Genomic DNA, 18,141 nt, shown 5'->3' with positions numbered 1-18,141 from the left:
GCAATATTATGCGCACCTCTATCACCAACGGCCCGTAAACGGGTCCATAATACAGGCAAAACGCTATGCAAAAATCCGTCATCCTGCGTCTCTCCACCGCGGCCCTTCTGGTCGCCGGCCTTGCTGCCTGCGAACAAGGCTACGGCGGCGGCGCGACCCTTTCCCCCGACGCGCAGCGCGCGGCTGGCGGCGCGCTGGCTGGTGCGGCCGTGGCAAAGATCATCGACGGTGACGTTGCGACCGGCGCCCTCATCGGTGCGGCTGGCGGCGCGCTTTGCGACGACGCCGGCGTCTGCCAGCGCCGCTACTGATTTCAACCGGACGTTCGGCCCCGGGCTGACGCCCGGTGCCGTCGCCCGCCTCCCGGAGCAAGCGAAATGCCCAAGAAAATCGTTTTCGTGCTTGGCCTTGGCCTTGTCGGCCTTGCCGGCTGCACCCAGAACATCAACCCGACCGATATGGACCGCGGTCTTATCGGCGCGGGTGTCGGTGCGACCGTCGCCCATGTCGGCGGCCATAACGTCGTCAAAGGCGCGGCCATCGGCGCTGCTGCCGGCGCACTGTGCGACGACGTGCGCCTCTGCCAATAAGGCTTTTGCCAATCATCTGACGGCTCGCGTCCGCGCGCCGCTCATACCTGTTTACAGCCGTCCCGGCTTTGCGTCGGGGCGGCTTTTTCACGTTCGGGATCTGCCCCAGGGGAAAGAAACATGTTCAAGAAAATCCTGATCGCCAATCGGGGCGAGATCGCCTGCCGGGTCATCAAGACCGCCAAGAAGATGGGCATCCAGACCGTCGCCGTCTATTCCGACGCCGACCGCAATGCGCTGCACGTCAAGATGGCGGACGAGGCGGTGCATATCGGCCCGCCCCCGGCCAACCAGTCCTATATCGTGATCGACAAGATCATGGAGGCGATCCGCCAGACCGGGGCCGAGGCGGTGCATCCCGGCTATGGCTTTTTGTCCGAGAACATGAAATTCGCCGAGGCGCTGGAAAAGGAAGGCGTCGTCTTTATCGGCCCGCCCTCGCCCGCCATCGAGGCCATGGGCGACAAGATCACCTCGAAGAAACTGGCGCAAGAGGCCGGTGTCAGCACGGTGCCCGGTTATATGGGCCTGATCGCGGACGCCGACGAGGCGGTCAAGATTTCGAAGGAAGTCGGCTTCCCGGTGATGATCAAGGCATCGGCCGGCGGCGGCGGCAAGGGCATGCGCATCGCCTGGAACGAGCAAGAGGCGCGCGAAGGCTTCGAATCCTCCAAGAACGAGGCCGCGAACAGTTTTGGCGACGACCGCATCTTTATCGAGAAGTTCGTCACCCAGCCCCGTCATATCGAAATTCAGGTGCTGGCCGACAAGCACGGCAATTGCGTCTATCTGCATGAACGCGAATGCTCGATCCAGCGCCGCAACCAAAAGGTGATCGAAGAGGCCCCCTCGCCCTTCCTGGACGAGGCGACCCGCAAGGCGATGGGAGAGCAGGCCGTGGCATTGGCCCAAGCCGTGAACTATACCAGCGCCGGCACGGTCGAGTTCATCGTCGATGCCCAGAAGAACTTCTATTTCCTGGAAATGAACACCCGGTTGCAGGTGGAGCACCCGGTGACCGAGCTGATCACCGGCATCGACCTTGTGGAACAGATGATCCGCGTCGCGGCGGGCGAGCCGCTGCCCTTCCGGCAGGACGACCTGAAGATCAACGGCTGGGCCATCGAAAGCCGGCTTTATGCCGAAGACCCCTATCGCGGCTTCCTGCCCTCGATCGGGCGGCTGACCCGCTATCGCCCGCCGGTCGAGACTGCGGCCGGCCCGTTGCAGGCGGCAGACAAATGGGTGCCTGCCCATCCCGGCGACAAGCCGCGCGTGGCTGCGACCGGGGTGCGTAACGATACCGGCGTCTATGAGGGCGGCGAGATCAGCATGTATTACGATCCGATGATCGCCAAGCTTTGTACCTGGGCACCGACCCGCGACGACGCCATCGAGCAGATGCGGCTGGCGCTGGACGAGTTCGAGGTCGAGGGCATCGGTCACAACCTGCCCTTCCTGTCGGCGGTGATGGACCATCCGAAATTCGTGTCGGGCGATATCTCGACCGCCTTCATCGCCGAAGAATATCCCGAGGGCTTTCTGGGCGCGGCCCTGCCGGACGCCGAGATCACCCGCGTCGCCGCCTCGGCGGCGGCCATGCATCGCGTGGCGGAAATCCGGCGCGCCCGCATCTCGGGCCGGCTGGACAACCATGAACGCCATGTCGGCGAGCATTGGGTCGTCTTCGTCGCCGGCAAAGAGGTCCCGGTGCGCATCACCGCCGATAAGCAAGGCTCGACCGTCGAAATCGACGGCCGCAAGCTGCGTGTCGAAAGCGACTGGCTGCCGGGGCAATCGCTCGCCCGGCTTGCGGTCGATGGTGCGCCCTTGGTGATGAAGGTCGATCGCCAGCCCTCGGGTTTCCGGTTGCGGGTCCGGGGTGCGGATCTGAAAACCTATGTCCGCCGGCCGCGCGCGGCTGAACTGGCGCGGCTGATGCCCGAGAAACTGCCGCCCGACACCTCGAAATTCCTGCTTTGCCCGATGCCAGGTCTTGTGGTGCGGATCAATGTTGAGGCCGGCGACGAGGTGCAGGAAGGACAGGCGCTGGCCACGGTCGAGGCGATGAAGATGGAAAACATCCTGCGCGCCGAACGCAAGAGCGTCGTGAAATCCGTCAATGCCAAGCCGGGCGAAAGCCTTAAGGTCGATGACGTAATCATCGAGTTCGAGTGACATGCAACCGCCGGGCGCATACCAGCGCCCGGCACAAGGATCGGGGAACATGCCGGTTTTGGACGACTATCTCAGCCCACAGGCACAGCAGGCGTTTGTCGCCGGGCTGTTCATCGCCACGGGCTGGTGGGTCGTCGCCTTTCAGAACCGTCGGCGCGACGCCAAGCTGCGCGCCGAGCGCGTGGACGACATGCAGCGCGCGCTTTTGGCCGAGATACGCGCCCATGTCGTCAGTCTGGAAAACCAGCGTCTGGATAGTCGCGAAATCCCGGACACCGTGCGGCGCATCCGCGACGACGGCTTTATCCAGATGCTGCCGGACAACTCCAACGACCGCATCTTTTCGGCCCTCATCGAGGATGTGCATATCCTGCCGGCGCTGGTTATCGACCCGGTCGTAACCTATTACCGGCAAATCGCGCTGATGCGCTCGTTCGAGACCGAGCTGCCGGCATTGGCGCGCCGCAACCGCGACCGGGCGGCCGAGATGTTTCTGGATTATCTGGAACTCAGCGATGTCGCGCGGGAAGCCGGCTATGGAGCGATACGCATCCTGCTGGCCAGCCTGCACGGCGGCGATGCGACGATTCTGGAGCTATACGAAAGTGACACGCGCGAGCGTGCGGACCGCATCGCCGCAAACCTGCCCTCGGAACTGGCCGAGATGCGCGCGCGGCTTAATAGGCGATCTTCGGACCGGAGCGGCCTTTGATGGGTTTCAATCCGATCAGGTTGGTCATTTCATTGGCCGTCCGCGCCTTTGCCAGCCGGGCGACAAAGCTGTCATTCGCAGCCGCGGGCTCGGGGCGCGGCTTGGACTCGGGCCTCGTTTCCGTTTTTTGCAGCAAATTCGACTTGCTCATGCGCCGCTCCTTTCCTGGCGGGCAGGATACTGCCCATGTCCTGAAAATAGTCACGAATTGCGATTTCTGCAACATCCCGTTGCGGGCTTCAACCTGTCACGGCAACCCGGCGCGACCGATTTCCTGCAAACGCAGCGGGAACTTGTCGATTGCCCGCGTAATCTCGCGCACGGATCGGGGCGACGGCTTGCGCTGCTTGACCTGGCCATCCTTGTCGATCAGCACCAGCGAAAACCCCTCGGGGCGCAATTGCCGCCGCCACAGGCTTGCAGCCGCAGGATCGGTATCGGTGATGACCACCACGCCGCGGACAAGCAGCGGCGCCGGATCGCGGCGCAGGATGGCCAGTTGCTCGGTAAAGGACGGATCGGCCGCCGTATTGGCAAAGATCACCACCGGCCGCGCCTGCCAGACGAATTCCGCCGGATCAGCCTCGTCAGCCGACAGCACCGTCAACTCGCCCGCCTGCATCTTGGGATGCGTGAACGGTGCGGCCTCATCACGCGCGGCGGGCACTTCGCCGCGGACAAACGGACGATGGCCGTCGGCCTCGCCCTGGGGCCTGGGCCCCATGGCCGCAATCAGCGGCACCATTGCCAGAAAAATCAACCGTTTCAGTTTCATCATCCTCTCTTCTTCTTATTCATATAAGAGCCGAGAGGCCATGGGAAAGGATGCAAGATGACCGAATGCACAAAAGCCGCTCTGGAAGACTGGCGCAAGCTTGCCAGCAAAGAGCTGAAAGGCGCCGATCCCGACAGCCTGACCTGGCACACGCTGGAAGGAATCGAGGTCAAGCCGCTTTACACCCAGGACGATCTGACGCACCTGCCGCATCTGGGCAGCCTGCCGGGGATTGAGCCCTTTACCCGCGGACCGCGCGCGACCATGTATGCCGGCCGGCCCTGGACCATCCGGCAATACGCCGGTTTCTCGACCGCCGAGGAATCGAACGCCTTCTACCGCAAGGCGCTGGCCGCCGGCCAACAGGGCGTCTCGGTCGCCTTCGATCTTGCCACCCATCGCGGCTATGACAGCGATCATCCCCGCGTCGAAGGCGATGTCGGCAAGGCGGGCGTCGCCATCGACAGCGTCGAGGACATGAAGGTCCTGTTCGACGGCATCCCGCTGGACAAGGTTTCCGTGTCCATGACCATGAATGGTGCGGTGATCCCGATCCTGGCGAACTTCATCGTGACGGGCGAGGAGCAGGGGCATCCGCGCTCGGTCCTGTCGGGCACGATCCAGAACGACATCCTCAAGGAGTTCATGGTCCGCAACACCTATATCTATCCGCCCGAGCCCTCGATGCGGCTCATCGCGGATATCATCGAATATACCTCGAACGAGATGCCCAAGTTCAACTCGATCTCGATTTCCGGCTATCACATGCAGGAAGCGGGCGCGAACCTGGTGCAGGAACTGGCCTATACGCTGGCCGATGGACGCGAATATGTCCGTGCGGCGCTGAGCGCGGGCATGGACGTGGACCAGTTCGCCGGACGGCTGTCGTTCTTTTTTGCCATCGGCATGAATTTCTTCATGGAGGCCGCCAAGCTGCGTGCCGCCCGTCTGCTGTGGACGCGGATCATGAAGGAGTTCGACCCCAAGAAACCGGGCAGTCTGATGCTGCGCACGCATTGCCAGACCTCGGGTGTCAGCCTGCAGGAACAGGACCCCTACAACAACGTGGTCCGCACCGCCTATGAGGCGCTGGCGGCAGCACTTGGCGGCACGCAATCGCTGCACACCAACGCGCTGGACGAAGCCATCGCACTGCCGACCGAATTCAGCGCCCGCATCGCGCGCAACACTCAGTTGATCCTGCAAGAGGAAACCGGCATCACCCATGTCGTCGATCCGCTGGCGGGCAGCTATTACGTCGAAAGCCTGACCGCGCAACTGGCCGAGAAAGCCTGGGCGCTGATCGAAGAGGTCGAGGAGATGGGCGGCATGACCAAGGCCGTGGCCTCGGGCATGCCCAAGCTGCGGATCGAGGAAACCGCAGCGCGGCGTCAGGCCCAGATCGACCGGGGCGAAGAAGTCATCGTCGGCGTGAACAAGTATCGCCTGACGAAGGAAGACCCCATCGACATCCTCGACATCGACAACGTGAAGGTGCGCGAGTCCCAGATCGCGCGGCTGAACCAGATCCGCGCGACGCGGGACGAAGCGAAGTGCCAGGCGGCGCTGGACGAGATCACGCGCCGGGCAAAGGAAGGCGGCAACCTGCTTGACGCAGCGGTCGAGGCCGCGCGCGCCCGGGCCAGCGTGGGAGAGATCAGCATGGCGATGGAAAAGGAATTCGGCCGCCACCGGGCCGAGGTAAAGACGCTGGCCGGCGTCTATGGTGCGGCTTATGAAGGCGACGACGACTTTGCCCAGATCCAGCGCGATGTCGAGACATTCGCCGAGGAAGAAGGTCGCCGCCCGCGTATGCTGGTGGTCAAGATGGGTCAGGACGGCCACGATCGCGGCGCCAAGGTGATCGCCACCGCATTCGCCGATATCGGCTTTGACGTCGATGTGGGGCCGCTGTTTCAGACCCCCGAGGAAGCCGCGCAGGACGCCATCGACAACGACGTGCATGTCGTGGGGATTTCCTCGCAGGCAGCCGGTCACAAGACGCTGGCGCCAAAGCTGATCGCCGCGCTGAAGGAACAGGGCGCCGGGGATATCATCGTGATCTGCGGGGGCGTGATCCCGCAACAGGATTACGATTTCCTGAAGAAGGCCGGGGTGAAGGCGATTTTCGGGCCGGGCACCAACATCCCCTCGGCTGCGCGTGATATCCTGACGCTGATCCGCGCAGCGCGGGCGGCGTGACAAAAGCGCGGCCGCGTCCCAGCGTCGCGGTCGCATGGGTATTTGGGCAACGAAGAAGCAGCCTGTCGTCCCATGGGAGATGGCGGCGGTGTTGGCCAGGGAGGCTGGTGAGATGAGGCTGCGTCCTGCGATCGAGGGGGATATTCCCGGGATCCTTGGCTTTTGGAATCCCTTGATCCGCGAGACCACCATCACCTTTTCCAGCGAAGAGAAAACACCTGCGGGACTGGCCCGGATGATCGCGCAGCGCCGGGCAGCAGGGCGTGAATTCCTGATCGCAGAGGACGCAGGCGCAGTGCTGGGGCTGGCCAGCTACGACCAGTTTCGCGGCGGGGATGGTTACGCCCATTGCATGGAGCATTCGGTGATCCTGTCGCCCATCGCACGCGGCCGGGGTCTCGGCCGGGCGCTGATGGAGGCGATAGAGGATCATGCCCGCACCGGCGGCGCGCATAGCATGATCGCCGCCGTCTCGGTCGAGAACGAGGCCGGTATCTCCTTCCATCGCGCCATTGGTTATGTGCAGGTCGGCCTGTTGCCGCAGGCTGGGCGCAAATTCGGCCGGTGGCTGGATCTGGTGCTGCTGCAAAAGATGCTTTGACCACGTCTTGTCTGGCGCAGGGTACCGTGGAAAACTCGACCATCGGGAGCCGCGCGAGGACAAGATGAGAGCGGGTACAAAGGGGCGGCAGACGCATCTCAGGGGCCAAAACGCGGCTCCGCGGGATGGCTGGGTGCATTTCGGTCCCCCGCAATCAAGGTTTCCGAGGGGGACATGACACGATGACCAGAATAGGCGCCCCAGCCGAGACCCATTACACTCTGCCGGCTGATTTCGCCGCGGCGCTGGGGCAGTGCGTGGCGAGTTTCGGCTGGCTCGAGGAGATCATCAAGCGCACCATTTATGCCCTTGACCGCGCACGGCTGGCCGACGACCTGACCGAGGAGGAGTTGCAAAGCTGGCTGACCCGCATGGTCTCGATCGCGGATGATTCCATGGGCACCCTGATCGACCAGTTGGACGCCGCCATGCGCCGCTATCCGGGGCTGCGCGACCGCAACCGCATCACCGACAGGCTGTCCCTGATCCGCTTGCAGCGCAACCTGATCTGCCATGCCTCCTGGCGTCCGACCGAGGACAAGGCGCGCTGGCATCCGGCCTTTGTGAGCACCAAAGGAGAGGTGCAGCGCCAGCCGCTGGGCATTGCCGAGCTGAATGCCATCCGCGCGGATACGGTCGAAATCGGCACACGGGTCCTGCGGGTGATGCGTGCGACCGGCGTGCAGGGTTATTGGGCAGGCGACGACGAGGCCTGAGCGTTCCGCGCGTTGCAACGTGCCGCGCCATCCGCTAACACCGCCTTGTCAATAGATAAGAGTTTCACATGACCGCCCAGAAACAGGGGCAAGACGCCTCTCCGCTTCGTCTCGGCATTGCTGGTCTTGGGACGGTCGGCACCGGCACCGTCAAGATCATCCAGAAACACGCCGCCCTGCTGTCCCTGCGCGCGGGCCGGCCGATCACCATCACCGCCGTCTGCGCCCGCGACCGGATGAAGAATCGCGACGTGGACCTGTCCGGCTATGGTTGGGAAGAGGACGCCCGCGCCCTTGCCCTGCGCGAAGATGTGGATGTGTTCATCGAACTGATCGGCGGCGACGAGGGCATCGCGCGCGAGGCCGTGACGGCCGCGCTGCGGGCCGGCAAGGACGTGGTGACCGCCAACAAGGCGCTGCTGGCGATCCATGGCCAGGAACTCGCCGAACTGGCCGAAGCCCATGGCCGGGTCATCCGATTTGAGGCCGCAGTGGCCGGAGGCATTCCCGTCATCAAGACCATGACCGAGTCGCTGGCCGGCAATGAGATCCGCCGCGTCATGGGGGTGATGAACGGCACCTGCAACTATATCCTGACGCGCATGGAAAGCGCCGGCCTGCCCTATGAGACGGTATTCGAAGAGGCCCGCCAACTGGGCTATCTGGAGGCCGATCCGACGCTGGACGTGGGCGGCATCGACGCCAGCCATAAGCTGGCGATCCTGTCGGCCATCGCCTTCGGCACGAAGCCCAGCTTCGATGCGGTCGAGATCGAGGGGATCGAGCGGGTCAGCATCGACGACATCCGCCGTGCCGCCGACATGGGCTATCGCATCAAGCTGCTGGGTGTGGCGCAAATGACCGGACGCGGGCTGGAACAGCGCATGTCGCCCTGTCTGGTGCCTGCCGACAGCCCGTTGGGCCAATTGCAGGGCGGGACGAACATGGTGGTGATCGAAGGCGACTCGGTCGGCCAGATCGTGTTGCGTGGCCCGGGCGCCGGTGAAGGCCCCACCGCCAGCGCCGTCATGTCCGACATCGTCGAGATCGCCCGCGGCGTGCGCATGCCCAGCTTTGGCCAGCCGGCCGGGGATCTGGCGATGCCGCAACCGGCCAGGACGGCGGTGCCGGCGGCCTATTACATCCGCCTGCAACTGACCGACAAGCCCGGGGCCTTGGCAAAGGTCGCAACCGTGCTGGGCGATTCCGGTATCTCGATCGACCGCATGCGCCAGTACGGACACTCGCGCAGCGAGGGGGTGGCGCCAGTGCTGATCGTCACCCACAAGACCACCCCGGATGCCATCGATCATGCCATCGCCGCCCTGCCCCGCACCGGCGTCATCGCCGGCGAGCCGGTCGAGTTGCGCATCGAAGAAGTCTAGGCGGCTGGGTCTACAGCATCGTTGCAATTCGTTGAATCGCAGAAATGCTGTGGTCGTTGTATTTACGCATTTCCCGGCGCTTTACCGGCATCTACTTTGCTGGAAATGCCTTAGGCGGGGCTTATGTGGCGCAGCCCATGCGTCACATCCGCCCGGACGGCAAGCCGCAATCCCGGCTCATCCCCCGCCCGTAGCGAGGCGAGGATCATCCGGTGATGCCGGGGGGGCTCGTTACGCTTCATGCGCCCGTAGAGTGCCCGCATGGTGGGGCCAAGCTGCAACCAGACCGTCTCGACGATAGCCAGCATCGCCGGGGCCTGCGCGCGCAGGTAAAGTAGGCGGTGAAACTCCAGATTGGTGCGGATATAGCCGATGGCGTCGTGCCCCTCGGCCGCCTCTCCGATTGCGGCGTTGATGATGGCCATGCGCTCGATGAGGGCCTGATGGGCGCGCGGCAGGGCTCGGGCCGCTAGTTCCGGCTCGATCAGCCCGCGCAGGGCGGCAAGTTCCTCGATCCGCTCGACCGACAGTTCCGGCGTGCTGATCCGTCCCGAGGACGACAGCGACAGCGCACCCTCCGCCACCAGCCGGCGCACCGCCTCGCGCGCGGGGGTCATCGAGACACGATGCTCGGCCGCAATGCCCCGCAACGTCAGGGGCAGGCCCGGCGGGAGTTCGCCCAGCATGATCCGCTGGCGCAAATTGCGGTAAAGCCGTTCATGGGCCGAAGTTTCGGAGGTGCGCGAAAGTGTCATGCCCCCTCTGTGATCACAAAATTGGACGCCGTCAAGCCGTCCCGATGCCGCAGCATTACGGCCTGAAACGCCAGGCCAGCAATTCATGCCCATGCAGGCGCAGCCATTCGCGACGGGCCGCATAATCGGGCATCAATTGCCCGGTCGCGGCCCAGAAGTCCGGCGAATGATCCATGTGCTGCAGATGCGCCACCTCATGCGCGGCGACATAGTCCAGCACCTCGGGCGGCGCCATGGCCAGCCGCCATGAAAACATCAACCGCCCGTCATGGGTGCAACTGCCCCAGCGCGAGCGGGTGTCGCGCAGCGCCAGCGCACGAAAGCCACGCCCCAGCGCCGCAGCATAACGGTCGCAGGCCTGCATCAGCCGCGCCTGCGCCAGATGTTTCAGCCAAACCTCGACCAGCAGGCCCGTGGGGCGGCCCTGGGGCACCAGCAACCGCTCATCTGTCAGCTCCACCCGCCGCCCGTCATGGGGCTCAATGCGCCGCCTGCGCCCCTCTACAGGCAGCAAGGCGCCGTGCTCGACCAGAGACAGCGGTGGCATGCCCGCCCGGGTGTTGCGCAGCCACTCGGCCCGCGACTCGGCAAAGGCGCGGCCATCGGACAGGCTGGTGCGGCTTGGCAGGGTCAACACCACCTCGCCCCCGGCACGCGACACGCGCAGGGTCATGCGCCGCGCCCGGGCCGAGCGTCGCAGCGTCACGGGGATGTCGCCTCCAACCAATATCCTGTCCATATCTTTCCGCATCTTGCGAAGTGCCGACTTTCTGCCCATGTTTCCCCCGCTCCGCTACCGGGCCGCAAGGGGGAAAAGGCTTTGACAGCCTGCCCCGGCTGTGGCAGGGGACAGCGGATTTAGCTGAACGCGGCAGAAAGAGAACACCATGCCCAAAGAGGAATGGGGCACCAAACGCCTTTGCCCCCATTGCGCGACGCGCTTTTACGATTTGACGAATGATCCGATGACCTGCCCGGCCTGTGGCGCGGAATTCACGGTGGAAAGCCTGACCAACGGCCGCTCGCGCTCGCTGATCTCGGAAAAAGCCGCCGCCCGCCAGAACGAACAGACCAATCTGGTCGATGAGGAAGATCTGGACGATGACGCCGATACCGGCGATCTGGACGACGATCTGCTGGACGACGACGATGACGATGGCGACATGTCGCTGGACGACATCGCCGACGTGCCGGGCAATGACGACGAATAAGCCTTCGTCCTGAACAACTTTACGAGGCCCCGGAACGCAACATGCGACCGGGGCCTTTTTATGGTGGCTCCCCCAAAGCTTCCTTATAGAATTGTTCTAGAAATCTACGTTAAGTATCATGAATTTCGTTGAAAAATTCCAATTCAAGCTTAACGGCCCGATGGAAGAATTCGCGGGCCTGATCGGCAGCCTGCGGCCCCACCCGGTTAAATTCATTCCGCAGGAAGGCGACAAAATCGCAGAAAAATGGATTGTCGTGCAGGGTGATCCATTCGGCATGGACAAAATTTTCCGGTAGCGGCCGGGGTGCCTGCATTGCCCAATCGAGGTATAGCCCCTCAGCCACGTTCAGCACCGCCAGCACGGCAGGATAGGCGCGCGTCGCCGCCGCTTCACGCATGAGCGCCTGAAAGCCGCTGGTCGGCGCGCTGTCGGGAACAGCGGCACGATCAGCCTCGCTGACGCCAAGCGCGGCGAAAGCGCGCAGAAAATAGTCGTTCTCGTCACCCGAGACCATGCCGGCGAAGCGCCCGAAACGCAGCCGCGATTCGAAACGGTCGGTCGAGGCGATGGCCCCACCCAGCAGGGTCAGGAAAGCATCCAGAAAACGATGATCCTGCACCAGATAGCGCGCCATCGCGGCATCCGCGATGCTTCCGGCGCAAAGTTCGCGCACAAAGCGATGCCCGGTGGCGTCGGCCCAATCCGCAGCGCATTCCCGGCGCAGGCATTCAAAGAAAGTTTCTGTCATCGGCCCCTCATGGCTTGAGCAAGACCGTCGTTCCAAGGCGGTCTCACAGTGAGACCGGCAAAAGGCAGGTGCATCATTCCCATTCCTCCGCCGGCATGATCCGGTTCAGGTTCAAAGGGTCACCGCGCCGCGTGCCGCCAGCAGTTTCTCAGCCCATTGCCCGGGCTCCCCTTGGTGGCGCCAGATTAGCGGGGGCGGCAGGATCTGTCACGCGCCACGGGACCGGGAAAACAGCCATTCGCACCGCAGGCGCCCACCCACAAAATCGTGAGCCGCGAATGCGTGGCCATTCCGGCGGGACGCGGCATTCCGGGTTGCAGACGGGGGCCAGATGTTATCTCGTTGCGGCAGGGTGGGCTTACCTGCCCGCAGTCAGGATCGGGACCATGACGACAGGCGAAATGCCGAAACCTACGACAGCAACGGAACCTAACGATCCCGCCGCCGCGCCGCACCCGAAACAGATCGGGCTGCGCCTGCACCGGCCGCCCCTGTTGACCAATATCTCGGCTGCACGCTGGTTGCTTTTGGCCATCGTCGCGGCCTCGATCTATTTCTTCCACGGCTTTCTGGTGCCGGTGCTTGCGGCCATGGTGATCGCGCTGGCCAGTTGGCCGTTGCGCAACCGCGCGGCCTATCAGTTGAACCTGGGCCGCACCGGGGCGGCAACGGCGCTGGTGCTGGTGCTGGTATGCTTTCTGCTGATCCCCATCGCCATGGCGCTGATCTATGCCTTTCGCGAACTGCGGGACTGGATCAACTGGGCCATTCTGGTCAACAGCTCGGGCGCGTCCGCACCGGAGTGGATGATCAACCTCCCGCAAATCGGCGACTGGCTGAACGAGAACTGGCAGATCTATATCGGTCGCCCCGGCGGCATCAGCGAGATCGTGCAACTGGTCAGCGGCTCGAATATCGGCGCGATCTATCGCGGCGCGGTAACAGCCGGGACGCTGGCCTTCCACCTTGCGCTGACGCTGCTGTTCATGCTGATCACGCTGTTCGTGCTTTATCGCGACGGCGACAAGTTCGTGGCGCAGATCGACCAGGTCGGCCGCCGCATCCTGCCCGACCGATGGAGCCGGCTGTCCCGCGTCGTGCCCGCCACCATCAGTTCGACCGTGACCGGCATGACGCTGATCGCCATTGGCGAGGGGGTGGTTCTGGGCGTCGCCTATTGGCTGGCCGGCGTGCCCTCGCCGGTCACCTTCGGCGTCATCACCGGCTTCATGGCACTGATCCCGGGCGGTGCGCCGCTGTCCTTTACACTGGTGTCGATCTATCTGGTGGCCAGCGGCTCGCCTGTCGCGGGGACGGCGCTATTCATCTGGGGCACCTGCGAACTGTTCGTCGTGGACAAGACCATCCGCCCGGTTCTGGTCGGCGGTCCGGTCAAGCTGCCGTTCCTGCCGACTTTTTTCGGGCTGATCGGAGGGGTCAAGACCATGGGCATCGTTGGCCTGTTCGTCGGCCCGGTGTTGATGGCGCTGCTGGTTTCCATCTGGCGCGAATGGCAACGCGAGATCGCAGAAGAGGGGCAACACCCCCCGGCCAGCAAGCTTATCGGACTGGAGGAGTAAGCCGGACCCAACAGATGAAAAAGGCGGGACGCGATTGCGCCCCGCCTTTTCTTTTTTGCACGTCCGGGTACCCCGATCAGTCAGCCGGAACCGCAGCCGGAGGGACCACCGGTTCTTCCTGCGGCGGGCTGGCCAAGGCTTCCGGCAAGGGCGTCAGCGTCACCCCGGCACTTGAGCCAAGCGGCTCGCCTTCGCGGTTGGTCGCCGTCGGCGCCGGCGTCTCACCGGGCTGCAGCGCGCCCTCGGTCCGGGCCTCTTCTTCGGCCTCAGGGTCCTCGGGGATTGCCGCAGCCGGGGCCGGCACGGGCACCGGGTTGGCGCGATCCGCACCATCATTGCGCAGATAGTCGAAGAACTGCCCCTTCGGCTGGATGACCAACGCACTGTTTTCGCCCTTCAGCGACCGCTCGTAAGAAGTCATCGAGCGGGTGAAGGCAAAGAACTCGGGGTCACGGCTGAACGCGGCGGCGTAGATGGCGTTGCGGCGTGCATCGGCTTCACCGCGAACCACCTCGGCCCGCTTGCGCGCCTCTGACGTCAACTCGACCACGGTCCGGTCGGCGGCGGCACGAACACGCTGGGCGGCTTCGCCACCACGCGCGATCTCGTCCGCGGCCTCACGCTCGCGCTCGGCCCGCATCCTCGCATAGGTCGCGGTCAGGTTCTGCTCGGGCAGGTCGGTCCGGGTGAGGCGGACGTCGATAACGCGAACGCCCAGGTCCTTGGCATCGCCCCGTGCCAGATCGCGGATCTGGTTCATCAACGGCGTCCGGTCGTCCGACAGGACCGTGGTAGAAGGCACCGAGCCCAGGACCTGACGGATCGCATTGGTCACGATCGGCTCCAACCGGCGCTGCGCGAATTCGATACCGCCCGAGCCAACGGCGCGGCGGAACTGCACGACATCGGTGATCTGCCAGCGCGCGAACGCATCGACCACCAGACGACGGTCATCCAGCGGCGTGACCTCCATCGGCGAGGTGGGCAGCCCCAGAATACGCGCGTCATATGTAACCACATTGTCCAGGAAGGGCACCTTGATGCCCAGTCCCGGCTCTTCGCGCACCTCGACCACCTCGCCAAAGCGCAGGACAAGGGCCTTTTCGCGCACATCGACGATATAGAGAGAGGCAATGACCAAAAGGGCGACCACGACCAGGAAAGGCAGCGCCAAAAGCGAGATTGCACGGTTCATCACTGGTTCCCTTCGCTGGTATTGGAGTTGCCGGTGCCCAGAAGCCCGCTGCGCAACTGATCCAGCGGCAGATAAGGCACCACGCCCTGACCGCCCTCGTCACTGTCCAGAATGACCTTGTTGGCTCCGCCCAGAACTTTTTCCATCGTCTCCAGATACATCCGGTGACGTGTCACCTCGGGCGCCTTGACATATTCGTCATAGACCGAGTTGAAGCGCGCGGCCTCACCCTCGGCGGTGTTCACGGCTTCGGCGCGATAGCCTTCGGCGCGTTCGATCACCGCGGCCGCCTCACCCCGGGCGTTGGCCAGCACGCGGTTGGCATAGGCGTCGGCCTCTTTTTCCAGCCGGTCGCGTTCCTGCTGGGCCGCCTGCACCTCGCGGAAGCTGTCGATCACTTCGCGCGGGGGATCGGCGCGGTCAAGGTTGACCCGCAGGACGTTGATCCCCGCTTCATAGGCGTTCAGCGTGTTCTGCACCGCCAGCTTCAGATCCTCGGCGATGGCGCCCCGGTCACGGTTCAGGATCGGCGCAAGCTCGGAACGGGCCACGATGTCGCGCATCGCCGATTCCGAAACCGCACGGATCGTGTCGTCGGGATCAGCCAGGTTGAACAGGAATTTCTCGGGGTCCGAGATATTCCACACCACCTGATAGGCCATGTCTACGATGTTCTGGTCGCGGGTCAGCATCAATCCCGAATCCATCGGTCCGGCACGGCCGGTGCCGATTTCGGTGGTACGCTCGCCCGAAACCTGCACGACTTCGGCGGTAACGACAGGCCACGGTGCAAAGTTCAGGCCCGGCTCGCCCGTGCCTACCGGCTTGCCGAACAGCAATTCAACGGCGCGTTCTTCGGGTTTGACGGTATAGAACGAGGTAAAGGCCCAGACTGCCACCGCAGCCAGCGCCACCAGCCCCCAGGTGCCGCGGCCCATCGAGAACTGCGGACCCTGCGGTCCGCGCGGACCATTGCCGCGATTGCCGCCGCCCGGTCCCTTGCCGCCCATCAGCACGCGCAGACGATCCTGTCCCTTGCGCACCAGTTCCTCGATCTCGGGGATCTGGTCACCGCGGCGCGGACCCTGCGGCCGATCGTCCTCGTCCCCCCCGGGGCTGCCCCAAGGAGGCTGACCACCCCCCTGCGGCGGCTGCTTGCCGCCTTTGCCATCGTCTCCGCCGCCGCCCCAAGGGCCTTGTCCTGCCATACCTCTCGTGCCTCGCTTGATGTCTGTCTGGTTGAAACTGGTGTCTTCGGCCGGAAAATCAAGCCGATGCGACGGGTTTGTCAACTTTTGCCGCACCCACCCGGCGGGTGGGCTTGCGCATGGTCACAAGCTCTTCGGCCAGGGTCGGATGCACGGCGATGGCCGCGTCGAAATCGGCTTTGGTCGCGCCCATGCCCATGGGGATTGCGACCATCTGGATCATCTCGCCCGCCTCGGGTCCAAAGATGTGGCAGCCCAGCACCTTATCGGTTTCCGCGTCCACGATCAGCTTCATCGCCGCCCGCGCGTCCGAACCGGCAAACAACGAGCGCATGGGACGGAAACTGGCGACATAGATGTCGGCAGGACCGCAGGCTTCGGCCTCTTCCTCGGTCAGGCCGATGGTCGCCAGCTCATGCGGGCGGGTATAGACGGCGCTGGCCACAAGGCCGTGATCGACCTTGCGAGGCTTGGCGCCGAACACCGTGTCGGCAAAACTGTGTCCCTCGCGGATCGCGACCGGGGTCAGGTTCACACGGTCGGTCACATCGCCCACCGCAAAGATCGAGGGCACCGAGCTTTGCGACCAATCGTCCACCACGATCTCGCCCTTGCGGCCCAGCTTGACGCCTGCGTCCTCAAGTCCCAGCCCCTTGGTGTAGGGCGCGCGACCGGTGGCGAACATCACCGCATCGAACAGCTCGCTGCTGCCATCCTCGAAGCTGACGCGGATATCCGCGCCCTCGCGCTCCAGCCGCGCCGGGTTGGTGCCAAGCCGCACGTCGATGCCGATGGTGCGCAACTGCTCGGTAGTGTGGCGGCGCATCTCGCCGTCAAAGCCGCGCAGGACTGCGTCGCCGCGATAGGCCAGCACCGTGTCGCTGCCCAGCCCCTGCAGGATGGTAGCGAATTCGCAGGCGATGAAGCCGCCGCCCACCACCAGAACCCGGCTGGGCAATTTCTCGAGCGTGAACAGATCGTCCGAGATCAGCCCCAGTTCCTTGCCGGGAATGTCAGGCCGCTGCGGCCGGCCACCGACGGCGATCAGGATATGCTTGGCGCTGAGCCGCTGGCCGTCCGCCAGTTCGACCGTATGCGCATCGTGCAGCCGGGCGCGCTGCATGTGAACATCGACCCCGGCGTTTGCCAGCCCCGAACCATAGGCCCCCTCAAGCCGGTCCAGTTCGCGCGAAAGCTTGTCGTGGAACACCTGCCAGTCGAAACGCCCCTCGCCGGCGCCCTGCCAGCCATAGCCGCGCGATTCTGCGGCGGCCGCACCGGCCTGCGAGGCAAAGATCATCAGCTTCTTGGGCACGCAGCCGCGGATGACGCAGGTGCCGCCCATGCGGCTTTCCTCGGCCAGCCCGACGCGAGCGCCGTAGTCGCCGGCCGCGATCCGCGCCGCGCGCACCCCGCCCGAACCGCCGCCGATGACGAAAAGGTCGTAATCGAATTTCATGCCATGTCCTCGCGCCGCAGTTCCACCACCGAACCGTCCGGGCAGCCGATGATCGCCAGTTGGCAGATATTCAGGAACAGCCCGTGTTCAACCACCCCGGCAATGGAGGACAGTTCGACCGCCAGCGCCTCGGCATCTGGGATAGCCTCCAGCGCAAGATCCAGCACCAGATTGCCTTCGTCGGTGCAAAGCGGGCTCTCGTCGCGCTTGCGCAACAAAATCGGGCGCTGGGTCAGGTCCAGCCGGTCCAGCGCGCGCTGGATCAGCTTGCGCGTGGCTTGCCAGCCAAAGGGAATCACCTCGACCGGCAGATGGAACTGGCCCAGACGATTCACGACCTTGCCCTGATCGGCGATGACCACCATGCGGTCCGAGGCGGTGGCCACAATCTTTTCGCGCAGATGCGCGGCGCCGCCGCCCTTGATCAGGTTCAGGTCCGGGTCCACCTCATCCGCGCCGTCGATGGTCAGGTCCAGCCAGCCGATATCGTCCAGTTCCTCGACCCTCAACCCAAGCGAGGCCGCAAGCCCGGCCGTCGCCTTCGATGTCGCGGCGCAGCGCAGGTCAAAGCCCTCTTCCTGCACGCGCTGCGCAAGGCGGCGCACGAAAACCGCTGCGGTCGAGCCGGTCCCCAGCCCCAGCCGCATCCCCGGCTCGACCAGCGCCACCGCGGCGCGGGCGGCGGCATCCTTGGAAAGATCGGCAATGGCGGGATCGGTCATGACAGGAATCCTTGGCAGAATGGCAGGTTGCGTCCTTATACGCAGAACCCGCGCCATGGGCTACCACCGGCTGCGTCTTTTGACCGTCACGAAACACTGTC

19 protein-coding genes and 1 riboswitch are annotated in these 18,141 nt (G+C 64.4%); of the genes, 10 read left to right on the top strand and 9 right to left on the bottom strand.

Translation table 11 applies throughout. The annotated features are described in order from the left end of the window. The first annotated feature begins 65 nt into the window (after nucleotides 1–65). The 4 genes from JWJ88_RS16885 to JWJ88_RS16870 all read left to right on the top strand — a co-directional run bounded on the left by JWJ88_RS16885 (nucleotide 66) and on the right by JWJ88_RS16870 (nucleotide 3,480). A complete protein-coding gene (locus JWJ88_RS16885; protein ID WP_205295618.1) occupies nucleotides 66–311 on the top strand; it encodes a hypothetical protein in 246 nt (81 codons plus the stop codon). A 66-nt stretch (nucleotides 312–377) separates the two neighbouring features. Continuing rightward, entirely contained in the window at nucleotides 378–590 is a 213-nt protein-coding gene (locus JWJ88_RS16880; RefSeq protein WP_205295617.1) for a hypothetical protein, read from the top strand. Nucleotides 591–710: 120 nt separating this feature from the next. Next, the gene (locus JWJ88_RS16875; RefSeq protein ID WP_205295616.1) at nucleotides 711–2,768 is read left to right on the top strand and encodes an acetyl-CoA carboxylase biotin carboxylase subunit; all 2,058 of its coding nucleotides are present in this window, start codon (nucleotides 711–713) and stop codon (nucleotides 2,766–2,768) included. 49 nt (nucleotides 2,769–2,817) lie between these two features. Continuing rightward, a complete protein-coding gene (locus JWJ88_RS16870; RefSeq protein WP_205295615.1) occupies nucleotides 2,818–3,480 on the top strand; it encodes a hypothetical protein in 663 nt (220 codons plus the stop codon). Here JWJ88_RS16870 and JWJ88_RS16865 read toward each other — a convergent pair. Continuing rightward, nucleotides 3,446–3,631 (bottom strand): hypothetical protein, encoded by a 186-nt coding sequence (locus JWJ88_RS16865; protein WP_205295614.1) that lies wholly within the window; start codon nucleotides 3,629–3,631, stop codon nucleotides 3,446–3,448. The two genes, JWJ88_RS16870 and JWJ88_RS16865, sit on opposite strands and share 35 nt — an antisense overlap. A gap of 96 nt (nucleotides 3,632–3,727) precedes the next feature. Beyond that, nucleotides 3,728–4,258, bottom strand: a complete 531-nt coding sequence (locus JWJ88_RS16860; protein ID WP_407673906.1) for a DUF4174 domain-containing protein — start codon at nucleotides 4,256–4,258, stop codon at nucleotides 3,728–3,730. A gap of 54 nt (nucleotides 4,259–4,312) precedes the next feature. Between JWJ88_RS16860 and scpA the strand changes: the two genes are divergently transcribed. The 4 genes from scpA (at nucleotide 4,313) to JWJ88_RS16840 (ending at nucleotide 9,159) form a co-directional block, all read left to right on the top strand. Beyond that, a complete protein-coding gene (gene scpA, locus JWJ88_RS16855; RefSeq protein ID WP_205296843.1) occupies nucleotides 4,313–6,457 on the top strand; it encodes a methylmalonyl-CoA mutase in 2,145 nt (714 codons plus the stop codon). A 112-nt stretch (nucleotides 6,458–6,569) separates the two neighbouring features. Then, nucleotides 6,570–7,058: a GNAT family N-acetyltransferase gene (locus JWJ88_RS16850; RefSeq protein ID WP_205296842.1), complete on the top strand. Its 489-nt coding sequence runs from the start codon at nucleotides 6,570–6,572 to the stop codon at nucleotides 7,056–7,058. Between the two features lie 182 nt (nucleotides 7,059–7,240). After that, nucleotides 7,241–7,774: a hypothetical protein gene (locus tag JWJ88_RS16845; protein ID WP_205296841.1), complete on the top strand. Its 534-nt coding sequence runs from the start codon at nucleotides 7,241–7,243 to the stop codon at nucleotides 7,772–7,774. 68 nt (nucleotides 7,775–7,842) lie between these two features. Then, entirely contained in the window at nucleotides 7,843–9,159 is a 1,317-nt protein-coding gene (locus JWJ88_RS16840) for a homoserine dehydrogenase (protein ID WP_205296840.1), read from the top strand. Nucleotides 9,160–9,269: 110 nt separating this feature from the next. Here the strand turns inward: JWJ88_RS16840 and JWJ88_RS16835 are convergent, their stop codons facing one another. Further along, on the bottom strand, nucleotides 9,270–9,914 hold the full coding sequence (locus tag JWJ88_RS16835) for a GntR family transcriptional regulator (protein WP_205296839.1): 645 nt from the start codon (nucleotides 9,912–9,914) through the stop codon (nucleotides 9,270–9,272). 55 nt (nucleotides 9,915–9,969) lie between these two features. Then, nucleotides 9,970–10,653 carry a M48 family metallopeptidase gene (locus JWJ88_RS16830; protein WP_205296838.1) on the bottom strand — a complete coding sequence of 228 codons (684 nt, stop codon included), beginning with the start codon at nucleotides 10,651–10,653 and terminating at the stop codon, nucleotides 9,970–9,972. A gap of 148 nt (nucleotides 10,654–10,801) precedes the next feature. Here JWJ88_RS16830 and JWJ88_RS16825 point away from each other — a divergent pair, with 148 nt between their 5' ends. Further along, the gene (locus tag JWJ88_RS16825; RefSeq protein WP_205296837.1) at nucleotides 10,802–11,125 is read left to right on the top strand and encodes a TIGR02300 family protein; all 324 of its coding nucleotides are present in this window, start codon (nucleotides 10,802–10,804) and stop codon (nucleotides 11,123–11,125) included. Nucleotides 11,126–11,234: 109 nt separating this feature from the next. Here the strand turns inward: JWJ88_RS16825 and JWJ88_RS16820 are convergent, their stop codons facing one another. Beyond that, a complete protein-coding gene (locus JWJ88_RS16820; protein WP_205296836.1) occupies nucleotides 11,235–11,876 on the bottom strand; it encodes a TenA family protein in 642 nt (213 codons plus the stop codon). 65 nt (nucleotides 11,877–11,941) lie between these two features. After that, a riboswitch (TPP riboswitch) is annotated at nucleotides 11,942–12,058 on the bottom strand. Nucleotides 12,059–12,262: 204 nt separating this feature from the next. On the opposite strand from JWJ88_RS16820, the gene JWJ88_RS16815 reads away from it, so the two are divergent. Next, the gene (locus tag JWJ88_RS16815) at nucleotides 12,263–13,456 is read left to right on the top strand and encodes an AI-2E family transporter (protein ID WP_205296835.1); all 1,194 of its coding nucleotides are present in this window, start codon (nucleotides 12,263–12,265) and stop codon (nucleotides 13,454–13,456) included. A gap of 76 nt (nucleotides 13,457–13,532) precedes the next feature. On the opposite strand, the gene hflC is transcribed toward JWJ88_RS16815, so the two are convergent. From hflC to rpiA, 4 genes are read right to left on the bottom strand one after another with little or no spacing between them, the layout of a single operon-like run. Beyond that, entirely contained in the window at nucleotides 13,533–14,651 is a 1,119-nt protein-coding gene (gene hflC, locus JWJ88_RS16810) for a protease modulator HflC (protein WP_205296834.1), read from the bottom strand. Then, entirely contained in the window at nucleotides 14,651–15,859 is a 1,209-nt protein-coding gene (hflK, locus tag JWJ88_RS16805; protein ID WP_205296833.1) for an FtsH protease activity modulator HflK, read from the bottom strand. Before hflK ends, hflC begins: the two co-directional genes overlap by 1 nt. A gap of 58 nt (nucleotides 15,860–15,917) precedes the next feature. Further along, nucleotides 15,918–17,318: a glutathione-disulfide reductase gene (gorA, locus tag JWJ88_RS16800; protein ID WP_205296832.1), complete on the bottom strand. Its 1,401-nt coding sequence runs from the start codon at nucleotides 17,316–17,318 to the stop codon at nucleotides 15,918–15,920. After that, on the bottom strand, nucleotides 17,315–18,040 hold the full coding sequence (gene rpiA, locus JWJ88_RS16795) for a ribose-5-phosphate isomerase RpiA (RefSeq protein ID WP_205296831.1): 726 nt from the start codon (nucleotides 18,038–18,040) through the stop codon (nucleotides 17,315–17,317). The genes gorA and rpiA overlap by 4 nt, the downstream gene beginning before the upstream one ends. Nucleotides 18,041–18,141 lie beyond the last annotated feature (101 nt).

The organism is Paracoccus methylovorus (assembly GCF_016919705.1).
Lineage (GTDB): Bacteria > Pseudomonadota > Alphaproteobacteria > Rhodobacterales > Rhodobacteraceae > Paracoccus > Paracoccus methylovorus.
The sequence above is the reverse complement of the archived record's forward strand: the minus strand, read 5'-3'. Positions and strand labels throughout refer to the sequence as shown.